This is a genomic window from uncultured Bradyrhizobium sp. (genome assembly GCF_936928535.1).
Lineage (GTDB): Bacteria > Pseudomonadota > Alphaproteobacteria > Rhizobiales > Xanthobacteraceae > Bradyrhizobium.
The window spans coordinates 144,188-155,692 of sequence record NZ_CAKZHY010000091.1; the positions used below are offsets into that span (position 1 = coordinate 144,188).

The following is an 11,505-nucleotide window of genomic DNA, read 5'->3' on the forward strand; positions in this document are numbered from 1 at the left end:
CTGAAGAGCATCACCGCTCCCGGACTGCGTAGGTCAGGTAGGTCATCCGTTGCGTCGGCTCCGCGCGGATCGGCTCCAGGGCCACGCGGCCCGCATCCACGCCCTCGAACAGGCGGATTCCGGAGCCGAACAGCACGGGCGACAGCGCGATCGAGAACTCGTCGATCAGGCCGGCGTTCAGATATTCCAGGATCGTTGCGCCGCCACCCGCGATGCGGACGTCTCGGTCGCCGGCGGCCTCGCGGGCCTGGTCGAGCGCGGACTCGATGCCGTCATTGACGAAGTGGAAGGTCGTCCCACCCGGCCGCTTCCAGGGATCACGCGTCTCGTGGGTCACGACGAACACCGGCGTGTGGAACGGCGCCTCCTCCGGCCATGCGTGCTCGCCGGCGTCGAACATGCGCTTGCCCATCACGCTCACGCCGGTGCGCTCGAACGTCTCGCGCACGATGTCGTTCTCGCGTCCCTCCTCGCCGCCCTCGCCGAGCTTCAGGCTCTCCCGGAAGAACCGCTGCCGGAAAACCCATTGCTGGAGCTCCATCCACTGCCGTCCCATCAACTCCCCGGGGGATCCGGGCGCGATAAAACCGTCCAGCGACATCGACACGCTGAAGAACACCGCCATCAGTCACTTCTCCTTCCTTGTCCGCTTGAGCTCCTGCACATAGGTGTCCAGCCGGTCGAAGCTCTCGTTCCAGAATTTCTCGAATCCGCCAGTCCATTCGTGGACCGCGCGCAGCTTGCGCGCGTCCAGTCCGTACAGGCGCTGCTGGCCTTGCTTGCGGTCCCGCACCAGCCCGACCTCTCGGAGCACCCGCAAATGTTTGGACGCCCCCGGCTGGCTCATCCCCAGTTCCTCAGCCAACTCCGTCACCGGGCGCTCCCCCGTCCGCAGCAGCGCCAGAATCTGCCGGCGCTGGGGCTCGGCAATCGCGTTGAAGACATCCGACGTTGTTGCTGCTCGTGCCATGGACGCCAATATATTCCCATATAGGCATATATCAAGCTGAATCGCCCCCCGCGGCGCCGTAACAGCACCGAGGCACAAGCTGTCGCCTTCGCGTTCAATTGCGCAATGGCGGCGACTACACTTGCATAGCCATTGCGGCCCGCCTCTGGGCTTCGGGAATGACAGTGGCTGCTGCTGTTAATGAACTGTCATTATCCGATGCTAGCGCTGCGGGTCGTTGAGAAGGAACCCGCTGATGCGCCAAATGCTTCCCGTCGTCACCGCTGCCGTGCTCGCGGCTTCCACCCCGGCTTGGGCCGTCGACCAGACCGTGCCTGGCGCCGGCAACGCCGCAGCGGGAGAGCTCGCCGCCCGTTCGCCGCTGGTGAAATCTGCGTTGGCGCGCATCGAGCAGGTCATCGCCACCATCGACGACGCCAAGCTGAAGGCCGCGACCCACGACGCCCTGTTCAACCCGGACACCTGCGTCACCCATCGCGCCAACCTCACCGCAACAGACAAGGACAAGATTATCGCCGAGCTGATCAGCCTCGGCCTGATCAACGAAGCCGACGGCAAGGCCTTCCCGGGTGGCGCAGTCACAGGCGTGTTTCCGCCGCTGCGCGACGATGGCACCGCCTGCCCGCATTTGCCGATGGCCTGGGGCGCTGCGCCCGGCAGCGCGTTCGCCGGCCACCACTCCTATCCCGGCGGCCTGCCCGTGCATGAATCGTTCAACCTGTCGAGCGCCATCAGCTTCAGCGAGAACTACCGCCTCAACGTCGGGCTATCAGGCGAGGACGGCCTGCCGCGGGTGGCGCCGCTACCGCCGAACGGTTCGCGCGAGGTGGTCAACCACTCTGATCTGGTCATCAACAACGACGCCATCCTCGCCGCTCCGATGTGGCATGACTGGGCCAAGCCGATCGTTTTCCAGTGGAATGCCGACGGCAGCGAGTTCGCCGAGTTCAACTTCGGCGGCAACGGCGAGACCGACGCAGACGGCGCCAAGGGCGACAGCCGCACCGGCGCCCATCACATTCTCGGCGTCGCCGAATCCATGGCGCGCGACCTGCCCGCGCCGTTCATCGTGATCCAGGCCTCGGCCCACAGCGCGCCGACGCTCGGCCACGAATACATGGTGGTGAACTGGCTGCGCGCTGCTGCGATCATCGCCCATGTCGACCCGATCGCGCGCGGCTATCTGGTGAAGGATGCGAGCGGCCATCTCCGCCTGCCGCCGGCGCGCACGACTGATAACATCGACTTCCTCGCCGCCAAGCTCGGCAACCTCTCGGCCGAGACCGTGATCCACAATCTGTCGGATGCTGACTACATCTTCGCCGGCCCCGCGGTGACGGCGGCGGTCGCGATCCTCACCAAGCTCGCACCCGACTACGGCTTCGACGCTGCCGATACGGCAAAGTTCAACAACGGCTTCCGCAACCCGGCGCTGTCCTATCTCAGCGCCGAGCGGATCCTGATCCGCTACAACCACGACGGCCTCGCCGGCGTGCGGCATGACCTCGATGCGCTGAAGAAGGCGAAGGCGATTTGAGAGAGGCGGTCGTGCTCGCTTAGGGCGGGCTCCTTAGCGGCAACGGTGATAGATTGGCGCCCTCTCTCGCCACACCGTCATTGCGAGCCTGGTGACGCAAGACGCACTCCGGCGACGAGCGCGGCAGCAGCGAAGCCGACAGCCAACGCCGCCCACTCCTTGCGCGTCACGGTCATGACGGTCAGCGAGGCTGTGCAGCCAACGATGCTTGCCAGCCCACCTTCAAGGCAGGCCGCTGCCACGAAGGCAACGAAGAGATTGCCGGGAGCCAGCTGGAAGAACCTCGCCATTGCACTGCCCTCTCGCATCAATCCGCCCGCGAGAAACCCTCCTGATCGCAACGCATAGCTCACAAGCCCCAGCACACCGATTGCCGCGAGGGTGTGCCAGTCAAGCATGGTCGGCGCGCATCATGCTGAAGCCGGTGCCAACAGCGCCGCCGGCCAGCATGGCCCAATTCGGCGATACCAAACTGCCGACAACAAGCGCGCCCGCCGCCGACAGCAGCCAGGGCAGAACCGAACGCGCGCCGCGCCACTGGGTCGGCAGCAGCGTGACGATGAACGCTGCAGGGAGCAAGGCTGCAGCGACCGAGAGCGGGCCATCAGGCGCCAGCGGCAGGCCGTAGCCAAGGGCGGTCCCTCCGATCCAGCCGACGGCCATGGGCACGCTCGCGCCGAGCAGATACCCGACATCGGCATCGTTGCTTTCCGCGTCCGCCGTCGTCATGAGCCAGGAGGCGTCCGCCAGGAGAAACAGGATCGGCAGCGTGATGCGCTTTTTGAGTTGGCCGAAGATCTGGTAGAGGTGAGCGCCCATGACGAGATATCGCGCGTTTGTCGCGATACAGGCCACCGCCATCGGAATGATCGGCGGGACCGGGGCCCACATGCCGAGCGTGACGGCCTGCGCCGTGGCCGAATAGACGACGACGCTAGACAGCACTGAAGGCACGAAGCCAAGCCCGACACCGCGATAGGCGACACCCATGACCAGGCCCGCCACACCATTGCTCAACAGGAACGGAAGCGCCGCGAGCAAGCCGCGCCGAAACCCTGCACGTGTGCAGGTGGCCTTGGCCGACGGCGCGGGTTGCGTTGTAATGGTCATGACCATTATATAGCTCCTGCAGGCTCAGCCATGTCAAGGGATCCACAACGCGCAGCGACGCAATTTTTCGGCGGACGAGTCTGTCTCGACTTCGCCAACACGCTGGATTGGCGGACATCTGCCGAGCCGCAGGAGCTCGTCCCCAACTACGCCGCCTTTCTCGGGTGGTGCGGCCGCCGGGGAACCTTGTCACCTCAGGCGATCAAGGCGCTCGAGCTCATCGCCCTAAAGAAGCCAGCCGACGCTGCCGCCGCACAGGCAGAGATCCTCTCGCTGCGTTCAGAGATCTGGAGCATCTGTGATGCGCTACGCCGGGGCGAGCGAAGCGACTTGGCCCGCGTGAATGCTCTGCTCGCACAAGCGCCGTCGCAGCCGAGCCTCGTTCGGACCGGCAGCTCGTATGTGCACCACCTCCAGGGCAAAACTCTCTCCGAGCCGCTCTGGCCCATCCTGTGGTCCCTGACTGCGGTTCTGACGTCGGCGGATGCGTCGCGCATCGGTTGCTGCCAGGCCGACGGTTGCGGTTGGTTCTACGTCGACGAAAGCCCAAACCGAACCCGGCTATGGTGTTCAAGCGAAGTCTGCGGAAATCGCGAGCGGGCACGACGCGCCTATGCCAAGCGCCGAAAGAAGGTTTCTGGTAAGAGCGGCTGAGTCCTCGAGGGATTGGCGACGGTGATGGATCGGCGCACGCTCTCTCAACATCGTCATTGCGAGGAGCCCTTGCGACGAAGCAATCCAGACTGCATCTGCGGAAGCGGACTGGATTGCTTCGCAACCCTCGCAATGACGGAGAGCAAGATTAGCCGCCCGCGCCATTACGGCCGTTAAGGTTTCCCGAAAACCCTAATTCCAGACCAGCATTGCCGGGCTCGCGCCAGGCGAGGCACCTTCTGACCTGTTCGAGACCTCCTCGAATTGCGTCCCCCAAACTTCGCCGCCCGGTCAACTCCACCATTGCGATCGGGCGGCTCACTTTCCCCCGTCGGACTTTTCCTCGGTAGCTCAGCGGTAGCCATTTGCCCCCGCCCCCTGCCCCTCCCTCCCATTTCCTGCTATCTCTCCCCCGCCATCCCGGCCCAAAGCAAAACCCCACTCCAAGGGAGCAACAACCATGCGTTATCTTCACACCATGCTGCGCGTGCGCAATCTCGATGTCGCGCTGAAGTTTTACCAGGATGCGCTGGGGCTGAAGGAGGTGCGGCGGATCGAGAACGACAAGGGGCGCTTCACGCTGGTGTTCCTGTGCTCGTCTGACGATCTCGAGGCGCTGAAGAAGCAGCCGCAAACGCGCGGCGCACCGCTGGTCGAGCTCACCTACAATTGGGACGAGGAGAAGTATGGCGAGGACCGCTTCTTCGGCCATCTCGCCTATGAGGTCGACGACATCTACGCCACTTGCGAGAAGCTGCAGAAGGCCGGCGTCACCATCAACCGGCCGCCGCGCGACGGCAACATGGCCTTCGTCCGCTCGCCCGACCTGCACTCGATCGAGATCCTGCAGAAGGGCGAACCGAAGGCGCCGGCCGAGCCGTGGGCGTCGATGCCGAACACCGGTCATTGGTAGGCCTCATCGGCAGGAACCAGCGCCGCTCCGGCGCGTTCACTCCAGGACAAATACTGATGGAGGAGGACGCGATGGGACGCGGAATTTTGCTGTGGCTGCTGGGTGTGCCGATCCCGGTGATCATTCTGTTATGGCTGTTCTTCGGCCATTGATATCAGCGCAAACGCATCTTGCTGATGTCGCGGCGATGAACGTGCCTTGAAAAGCTCCGCCTGCGTGCGGAGCTTTTTGCATGAGGGGCGCGCGGCAATCGGCATCGCTGTAGCCGGCGAATTCCGCTATTCAACCTCGCGACATCAAAACGTCGCGGGAGGAATTGATGCCGGACACACAGCTGACGATCTGGGGCCGCGCCAATTCGGTCAACGTGCAGAAGGTGCTGTGGTGCCTGACCGAGCTCGCGCTGCCCTATCGGCGCATCGATGCCGGCATGGCTTACGGCAAGACCCGCGAGCCTGACTATCTCGCGATGAACCCGAATGCGCGCGTGCCGACGCTGGTCGAGGGCGACTTCTCATTGTGGGAGTCCAATTCCATCATGCGCTATCTCTGCCTCGCGCATGGGCGCGGCACGCCGATCTATCCGGAGGCGCCGAAGCAGCGCGCCGGCGTCGACCGCTGGCTCGACTGGACGCTGTCGATGGTGCAGCCGGTCGACCGCCCGGTATTCTGGGGCATCGTGCGTACGCCGCCCGCCGAGCGCGACATGATCCGGGTGCAGAAGGATGCCGATGCCGCCGCCGAGGTCTGGGCGATCGCCGACCGCCTGCTGGCGAGCCGCCCCTACATGGAGGGCGACGCCTTCACGCTCGCCGATATCGCGGTCGGTTGCTATGCGCGGCGCTGGCTCGGCGTCGAGGGCATCACCTGGCCGGCGCAGCCGAACCTGACGCGGTGGCTCGCCTCTCTCGGCAAGCGGGCGGGGTTCGCCCAGCACGTGGCGCCGCCGATGTCGTGAGCCGCTGGCGCGGGTTGACGTCTACTGTGCATGGGGTTGTTTTCGCGATTTGGTTTGAAGGGCCCTAGTGCCCGACCACGATGTCGACGCGGGCCGACCCGCTGATCCTCACACAGGTCCCCCCGACCATGGTGAAGCCCGCGCCATAGGCGGCGCAGGCCTTGGCCGTCCCGCCGCTGCCCTTGAGGGGCAGGGTCTTGCCTTGGGGATCACTGGGCGGCAGGCGCAGGGTTTCGGCCCCGGCGGCCGTGGTCAGTACGAATGAGATCACCAGCAGGATGGCGCGCATGGGCCGCCTTGTACCCCGGACCGGCGCCACGCGCCATGCGGACGATCTGGGCTCAGAGGAACCTGATGCCGGCCGACTTGCCGCGGCGCCAGACCACCTGGCAGCTCCGCCCGGTCCGCGCGTCCCGCGCAAAGGCCAACCGGATCACGCCCGGAAGCTGGCTTGCATCCTCGTCCAGCGTGATTTTGGCGCCCGAGGCCGAGATATCCTGGACCAGGCAATGCCGCGCCGCGAATCCGCCGTCGAGCGTGATCCAGGCGTGCTGCGACAGCAGCTTGCGGGCTGCGCGCTTCTTGGGCTGAGGCATCGGCGAAAGATCTCCCGCCCCAGCGCTAGCCCGGGAACCCTAAGAAACCGTTGAAATCGGGGCCCGAGCAGACCCGGGTCCTTCTATCCACCGGGGGCGAAAGAGCCTGCCGGAACGGCTTGCCCGGGAGCGCAAAGGCCACTATACGTTCGCCCGCTGCAAGCCGCCGGGCACGACTCGGCCGGCCAGCGGGCCTGTCGCCACCTGCGGCCTGGCCTTGCGTTTGCTCCCTTCGTCTATCGGTTAGGACGCCACCCTTTCACGGTGGAGAGAGCGGTTCGATTCCGCTAGGGAGCGCCATTAAAATCAACGGCTTAGCAATATCCTCAGTCGCGATGTCCAACATATGGCCAATATGCGCTCGTGGCCGGGGAACACTACTTCGGTTGTAAGAGAACGGAACGTGTTAAGCAGGCCGAGCCCTAGTGATCGGCCACCATCATTTCTTTGCTCGTTCTGCCGCTTCGCGGCGGACTGATTTCTTCAGATAACGCAAAGAGGGATGGTCCATCAGGTTTTGCTTTCGCTCTTGAGCGGACTTCGTTCTTTTCTTCTTGCGCCTGGCGGGGCGACCCTTCTTTTTCAAGTTATTAGGACCGCTCGCCCTCTTCGCACTCACAGGAGACTTGCTGAAGGAAGGGCCATTATTGGGACGGCGGCTCAAGGCGAACACTCCCTGTTGCACTTATATTTTCTAATTTGCCGTAGAACTGCGGCTCACTACAATTCCTAACTACAAAAGAAAAACCCCGCCTTGCGGCGGGGCTTTGTCCTTGGGAGATCACGCAGACAGCGCGGCGACGACGTTCCGATGAAGAAAGAAGCTCCAATCCCGGTGATCGATTTCTCGCGGGAAGGAGAAGCCGGCGGCGGTGTATTCAGTTACGTACCTTAGCAGGGCGAATGCACCGGCGATGCTCGACGGTTTCGCTAACAGAAGCCGGACGGCTGCCTCGTCCGCAATGTCCCCGAGGCGGTGTGCCTCCTCCTCTTCCTCCACGCCTGCATGATCCATTTCGGCTAGCCTGATCCCGTCGCTATAAGCCGCCATCGCCTCCTTGTGCCGTTCGATCAGTTCGAAAACCATATTATCGCCGGCGGCTGGAGGGAGTGGAATGGAAGACGCCGCCACGCTGGCAGCCGCCACAAACATGTTCATGATCGATCTCCTGCTGAAGGTGTTTTGGCTGGTCCCGTCCAAAGAAGTCGCGTGGTCGGGTACTGGTTCACCATCCGATGCTGTTGGCAGCAATGCAGCCAACCGCCTTCCCGGAATCACTCGAGATAAAGACAATTGAACGGCGCCTGGGGCGCTAGATGCTTTGTAGCTCTGGTCGCCCTCGTCGCCGTCCTCCTCAAGCCCGGATGTCACATAGGGGTCACTCTCATCGAGAAAGCGGATCAGGCGATCTATCTCCTCCGCCGCCTGCTTCCTGAGTCTGGCGAGGCTTAGGAGCGCCGTTTGTCGCTCCAGCTCCTGGACAGCTAGTCGACGGGATAACCTACCAGCGGACTCCGCTGGCCGTTCTGTGGTGGGTTGCATTGGTGGTTCTCTGGATCAAGACCGGCTTCTCACGGCCGGGGTGCCAGCGGTCAGCACTGGCGCCGGGAGGGTGAGAACATGGCCAGAGACCACGCGCGACGGCCTTCCCCTTGCGGGTCTTGTATAGCCGCCGCTCTCCCGGCATAGTGCTGCCGTTCGCGCCGACGGCTAATCGGCACGGTCTTATCGTTGGCAAACATCGATCCAGGCAAGGATCGCCCTGCCAACGCCCTGGTGCCAAACTGACCCCGGCAAGGGTCTTTGGCGGGAGTTCTCACGCTCCGCCTAGCACCTCACCCGATTTGCATTAAAAAATCCACCCCTTTGGGGGGCGCGTTGGCGTTTTATGAGCTGCCAAATAGGTGGCGAACGCACGCCAGCGCCAAATGGAAGATGGCTTCCCGTCGCGAATAACCCGACCAACGAAGCAACCGATAGCTGGTGACCATAGTAACTTTCTCCCAACGTAGCCTGCCCTAGGTACGGGGAATGGTCCGCGAATTGATTAGGGTAACCCGGCTTGCCGGACATCCCATCGAATTCCATACTGCCAGCAGTCGCTACACGCGGGAATCAAGATGGCCAAAGGTCGTTACATCGAGTTGTGGGTAGCCAAGAAGCGTGATGAGAAGGCTATAAGGGCCTTGGCCAAGCATCTGAACCAAGGCGCTGGCGGCCAGCGTGCAGCTAGGACCAAGCGAAAGAAGTCGACAAAAAAGTAGCGAGGACGGGCAAGCCGACAGTCTTGGCTTAGGTCTTTGGGCGCCTCGAGGGGCCGCTCTGGCATGAAGATAATCAGATGCTAGGCCGCCAGCGCGTAAATGGATCGGAGCCTCTTCTCGATCGCTGCGACCTGCCGCCAGGTGTCCGCCCGCATGTAGGACCGGGTTCTCACCGGTATGACCACGCGCCAGTCACCCTCACCCTCCGAAATTACCGAGACGCCTACCCAGTTACGGCTGCTTTCTCGCAATTGCTCAACAAAGATCCACTCCAAATCGCCTATCGAAATCAGCTTCTTTGCCATCGGAATCTCCTCAGCCCGGCTGAAGCCTACTCGCCCTCGGTTTCCGCACAACTCCCTCTGACTGCGACCTTGCACCCGTAAATTTCCCAAGTGCCCCATCTCCTGAGGCCGGCTACATTCCCGCATATTTTGTCCATTCCAGTTTGCAACCATGCCGAAGCGCGCTTCGCTTCCTGCCGAACATTCCGGAATTCATCGCGGCGTCTGGTACCGAGTGACGGGAGCCGACGATTCCTCATGGCAATATTGTTTTGGAGAAGGTGACGGTGCCCAAGCAGGGATAGTCGACGCCAGGTTAGGACTGCTCGCCGCCCGCCGCGTTCGCTCCCTAATCGATCGGTACTTGGGGTCAGAGTCCTAGAGCCGGCCGCTCATAACGGTCTGGTTGCTTGGTTCAAGTCCGGCCCGGCCCACCATCCCCAGCGGCCCGCTACAAGCTCAGTGAAGCAGCAGCAGCGACATCCACACCGCAAGCGAGGCGCACAAACCAATTCCTAGATAAGGCAATGCTAGGCGCATCGGACTTCCCCCTCCGAAACGCAAATAATGCGGTCAGCATCGCATTCCACGCGCCATCCGGCTACGAATCTGAAGTTGTGGGAGGCCTGTGCTCGCACGTCACGCAAGGCTCACGCGGCGCCCGGCGGCTTGCAATTGCTCTTGGCCTGCTGCTTCTCCACCTGCTCTTCGACGTAACAAATGATCATTTGCCGCGTGTCCTGATCGGTGAGCTTCTGAAATGCCCTGATCAGGCGCAGCAGGTGGAGCTCCTCGACACCGTTGGCCATGACAAAAACCTCGTTAAAACTGCATCCTCAGCGGGAAAATATGTCGCCAAGCAGGGCCGTAGGAACAGGGAACTTGCTTCAGGGTTAAAGCCGGTCGGCTCGCCGCCGAGCCGGCCGGCGGCCCCGGCCCACCCTTGAAAGCCCCCCTGAAGCCGGGGCCGTCTCTCCCTCGGGGTACCGTGCTCAAACTGGGTGGCCCGCCAGCGTGTGGCAAAGAAACTGTTCGGACTCGCTAATTCGCCCACCAAGGCGCACAATCACCCTTATCACCGTTCTGCCCGTGGCTTCTATCGGTGCCGAGAGACGCGCGCTCTGCTCCTCCCGCCCTATGACGTCTGACCGGGAGCAACGGCGATGAAAGCTATTTTGATAGTTGCGTTCGTCGGTTTGTTTTCCCCGGCTAACGCCGAAACTAATACTCCGCCCAAGGATGACCCTTCGATCCGCGATCAGATCATGGCGGAAAGGGCAAAATACAAACAAGACTTGGAAAACAGCACAACGAAGCGGCCTTGGGATCGCGACGCGAACGGTGAACGGCCCTTCGACAGAAAATTTGATCCTATGCCCAGAGACCAAGGCGATCAGAACAGCAAGGCACAACCGTAATTTAGGCGTTTGGAGGAAAAGCTGCATCCTAGGATAATCCCGACACACACGGTCCAGCGCATTACTGGGACTGGCTCCTCGGCCGCTCATAAAATCCGGCCAGGCCCACCACCCCCTGGCAAGCTCCCCGCTCTGTCTGGTGGTCTAGGCCAATTGAGCGGGGAGCCGCCCGCGCCGGCCCCGTGCCGGATCATGCCAATTGTGTGCCAAGCCCTTCTGGAACCCTGGATGGGCCGCGGGAGTCGAATCTACGCTCCCGGTCGATCACCTCCAGCTGGGAGAAAACCCTAAAGGGTTGGCGGCTTCTAAAGCGGGATGGGGTTAGTCTGAATCGACTTGGGATTCCCAAATCAGTGCATTTCTGATTCACCATGCTGGCTGGATAGGAGGCCAGCATGGATGGGCAAGCCTTATTCTCTGGATCTCCGCAGGCGTGTGGTAGCCGCGATTGAGGGCGGGATGTCCCGTAATCGGGCCGCCAAGCAGTTTGGAGTGGCAATCAGCACGGCGATTGGCTGGATGAAGCGGGTCGATGAGACCGGCAGCGTTGAGCCCAGCCAGATCGGCGGCTACAAGCCAAAGGCGATCTCGGGCGAGCATGCGGTCTGGCTGTCGCAACGGATCAAAGACGGCGATTTCACCATACGCGGGCTCGTTGCCGAACTCGCCGGACGTGGCCTGAAGGTCGACTACCACTCGGTGTGGGATTTCGTGCATGCCGAGAAGCTCAGCTTCAAAAAAAAGCGTGGCGGCTGGCGAACGCGATCGACCCGAGGTGGCGCGGCGGCGAGCCCAGTGGA

Annotated in this window: 16 protein-coding genes, 1 tRNA gene and 1 pseudogene; 8 read left to right on the plus strand and 10 right to left on the minus strand. The window is 62.6% G+C overall.

Annotated features, from left to right (window positions below):
* Positions 1-10: 10 nt before the first annotated feature.
* Positions 11-625 carry a dihydrofolate reductase family protein gene (locus Q0687_RS14410; RefSeq protein ID WP_298877717.1) on the minus strand — a complete coding sequence of 205 codons (615 nt, stop codon included), beginning with the start codon at positions 623-625 and terminating at the stop codon, positions 11-13.
* 3 nt (positions 626-628) lie between these two features.
* On the minus strand, positions 629-970 hold the full coding sequence (locus tag Q0687_RS14415) for a metalloregulator ArsR/SmtB family transcription factor (RefSeq protein WP_298877719.1): 342 nt from the start codon (positions 968-970) through the stop codon (positions 629-631).
* 235 nt (positions 971-1,205) lie between these two features.
* Between Q0687_RS14415 and Q0687_RS14420 the strand changes: the two genes are divergently transcribed.
* Complete coding sequence (locus tag Q0687_RS14420; RefSeq protein ID WP_298877721.1) at positions 1,206-2,507, plus strand: hypothetical protein; 1,302 nt, start codon at positions 1,206-1,208, stop codon at positions 2,505-2,507.
* A 77-nt stretch (positions 2,508-2,584) separates the two neighbouring features.
* Here the strand turns inward: Q0687_RS14420 and Q0687_RS14425 are convergent, their stop codons facing one another.
* Positions 2,585-2,905, minus strand: coding sequence for an AzlD domain-containing protein (locus Q0687_RS14425; protein ID WP_298877722.1), 321 nt, complete (start codon positions 2,903-2,905; stop codon positions 2,585-2,587).
* On the minus strand, positions 2,898-3,623 hold the full coding sequence (locus Q0687_RS14430) for an AzlC family ABC transporter permease (RefSeq protein WP_298877723.1): 726 nt from the start codon (positions 3,621-3,623) through the stop codon (positions 2,898-2,900). The genes Q0687_RS14425 and Q0687_RS14430 overlap by 8 nt, the downstream gene beginning before the upstream one ends.
* Before the next feature lie 24 nt (positions 3,624-3,647).
* On the opposite strand from Q0687_RS14430, the gene Q0687_RS14435 reads away from it, so the two are divergent.
* The 3 genes from Q0687_RS14435 to Q0687_RS14445 all read left to right on the plus strand — a co-directional run bounded on the left by Q0687_RS14435 (position 3,648) and on the right by Q0687_RS14445 (position 6,142).
* Entirely contained in the window at positions 3,648-4,271 is a 624-nt protein-coding gene (locus tag Q0687_RS14435) for an ABATE domain-containing protein (RefSeq protein WP_298877725.1), read from the plus strand.
* A 460-nt stretch (positions 4,272-4,731) separates the two neighbouring features.
* Entirely contained in the window at positions 4,732-5,184 is a 453-nt protein-coding gene (locus tag Q0687_RS14440) for a VOC family protein (RefSeq protein ID WP_298877727.1), read from the plus strand.
* Positions 5,185-5,503: 319 nt separating this feature from the next.
* Positions 5,504-6,142, plus strand: a complete 639-nt coding sequence (locus Q0687_RS14445; RefSeq protein ID WP_298877728.1) for a glutathione S-transferase — start codon at positions 5,504-5,506, stop codon at positions 6,140-6,142.
* A gap of 64 nt (positions 6,143-6,206) precedes the next feature.
* On the opposite strand, the gene Q0687_RS14450 is transcribed toward Q0687_RS14445, so the two are convergent.
* Positions 6,207-6,431, minus strand: coding sequence for a porin (locus Q0687_RS14450; protein ID WP_298877730.1), 225 nt, complete (start codon positions 6,429-6,431; stop codon positions 6,207-6,209).
* Positions 6,432-6,483: 52 nt separating this feature from the next.
* Positions 6,484-6,738, minus strand: a complete 255-nt coding sequence (locus tag Q0687_RS14455; RefSeq protein ID WP_298877732.1) for a PilZ domain-containing protein — start codon at positions 6,736-6,738, stop codon at positions 6,484-6,486.
* A gap of 225 nt (positions 6,739-6,963) precedes the next feature.
* On the opposite strand from Q0687_RS14455, the gene Q0687_RS14460 reads away from it, so the two are divergent.
* Positions 6,964-7,038 (plus strand) — tRNA-Glu (locus Q0687_RS14460).
* Between the two features lie 139 nt (positions 7,039-7,177).
* On the opposite strand, the gene Q0687_RS14465 is transcribed toward Q0687_RS14460, so the two are convergent.
* On the minus strand, positions 7,178-7,402 hold the full coding sequence (locus tag Q0687_RS14465) for a hypothetical protein (RefSeq protein WP_298877734.1): 225 nt from the start codon (positions 7,400-7,402) through the stop codon (positions 7,178-7,180).
* A gap of 117 nt (positions 7,403-7,519) precedes the next feature.
* Positions 7,520-7,825 (minus strand): hypothetical protein, encoded by a 306-nt coding sequence (locus Q0687_RS14470; RefSeq protein ID WP_298877736.1) that lies wholly within the window; start codon positions 7,823-7,825, stop codon positions 7,520-7,522.
* 28 nt (positions 7,826-7,853) lie between these two features.
* Here Q0687_RS14470 and Q0687_RS14475 point away from each other — a divergent pair, with 28 nt between their 5' ends.
* On the plus strand, positions 7,854-8,036 hold the full coding sequence (locus Q0687_RS14475) for a hypothetical protein (RefSeq protein WP_298877738.1): 183 nt from the start codon (positions 7,854-7,856) through the stop codon (positions 8,034-8,036).
* Positions 8,037-9,083: 1,047 nt separating this feature from the next.
* Here Q0687_RS14475 and Q0687_RS14480 read toward each other — a convergent pair.
* Complete coding sequence (locus Q0687_RS14480) at positions 9,084-9,308, minus strand: hypothetical protein (protein ID WP_298877740.1); 225 nt, start codon at positions 9,306-9,308, stop codon at positions 9,084-9,086.
* 629 nt (positions 9,309-9,937) lie between these two features.
* Positions 9,938-10,096: a hypothetical protein gene (locus Q0687_RS14485; protein ID WP_298877742.1), complete on the minus strand. Its 159-nt coding sequence runs from the start codon at positions 10,094-10,096 to the stop codon at positions 9,938-9,940.
* 354 nt (positions 10,097-10,450) lie between these two features.
* Here Q0687_RS14485 and Q0687_RS14490 point away from each other — a divergent pair, with 354 nt between their 5' ends.
* On the plus strand, positions 10,451-10,705 hold the full coding sequence (locus tag Q0687_RS14490; protein ID WP_298877744.1) for a hypothetical protein: 255 nt from the start codon (positions 10,451-10,453) through the stop codon (positions 10,703-10,705).
* Between the two features lie 399 nt (positions 10,706-11,104).
* A pseudogene (locus Q0687_RS14495) lies at positions 11,105-11,505 on the plus strand (transposase); the annotation flags it as partial.

Bases quoted from the DNA above. Each gene is read 5' to 3' on its own strand.
- Q0687_RS14410 (WP_298877717.1), bottom strand. From the start codon at position 625: ATGGCGGTGTTCTTCAGCGTGTCGATGTCGCTGGACGGTTTTATCGCG.
- Q0687_RS14415 (WP_298877719.1), bottom strand. From the start codon at position 970: ATGGCACGAGCAGCAACAACGTCGGATGTCTTCAACGCGATTGCCGAG.
- Q0687_RS14420 (WP_298877721.1), top strand. From the start codon at position 1,206: ATGCGCCAAATGCTTCCCGTCGTCACCGCTGCCGTGCTCGCGGCTTCC.
- Q0687_RS14425 (WP_298877722.1), bottom strand. From the start codon at position 2,905: ATGCTTGACTGGCACACCCTCGCGGCAATCGGTGTGCTGGGGCTTGTG.
- Q0687_RS14430 (WP_298877723.1), bottom strand. From the start codon at position 3,623: ATGGTCATGACCATTACAACGCAACCCGCGCCGTCGGCCAAGGCCACC.
- Q0687_RS14435 (WP_298877725.1), top strand. From the start codon at position 3,648: ATGTCAAGGGATCCACAACGCGCAGCGACGCAATTTTTCGGCGGACGA.
- Q0687_RS14440 (WP_298877727.1), top strand. From the start codon at position 4,732: ATGCGTTATCTTCACACCATGCTGCGCGTGCGCAATCTCGATGTCGCG.
- Q0687_RS14445 (WP_298877728.1), top strand. From the start codon at position 5,504: ATGCCGGACACACAGCTGACGATCTGGGGCCGCGCCAATTCGGTCAAC.
- Q0687_RS14450 (WP_298877730.1), bottom strand. From the start codon at position 6,431: ATGCGCGCCATCCTGCTGGTGATCTCATTCGTACTGACCACGGCCGCC.
- Q0687_RS14455 (WP_298877732.1), bottom strand. From the start codon at position 6,738: ATGCCTCAGCCCAAGAAGCGCGCAGCCCGCAAGCTGCTGTCGCAGCAC.
- Q0687_RS14470 (WP_298877736.1), bottom strand. From the start codon at position 7,825: ATGGTTTTCGAACTGATCGAACGGCACAAGGAGGCGATGGCGGCTTAT.
- Q0687_RS14475 (WP_298877738.1), top strand. From the start codon at position 7,854: ATGGAAGACGCCGCCACGCTGGCAGCCGCCACAAACATGTTCATGATC.
- Q0687_RS14480 (WP_298877740.1), bottom strand. From the start codon at position 9,308: ATGGCAAAGAAGCTGATTTCGATAGGCGATTTGGAGTGGATCTTTGTT.
- Q0687_RS14485 (WP_298877742.1), bottom strand. From the start codon at position 10,096: ATGGCCAACGGTGTCGAGGAGCTCCACCTGCTGCGCCTGATCAGGGCA.
- Q0687_RS14490 (WP_298877744.1), top strand. From the start codon at position 10,451: ATGAAAGCTATTTTGATAGTTGCGTTCGTCGGTTTGTTTTCCCCGGCT.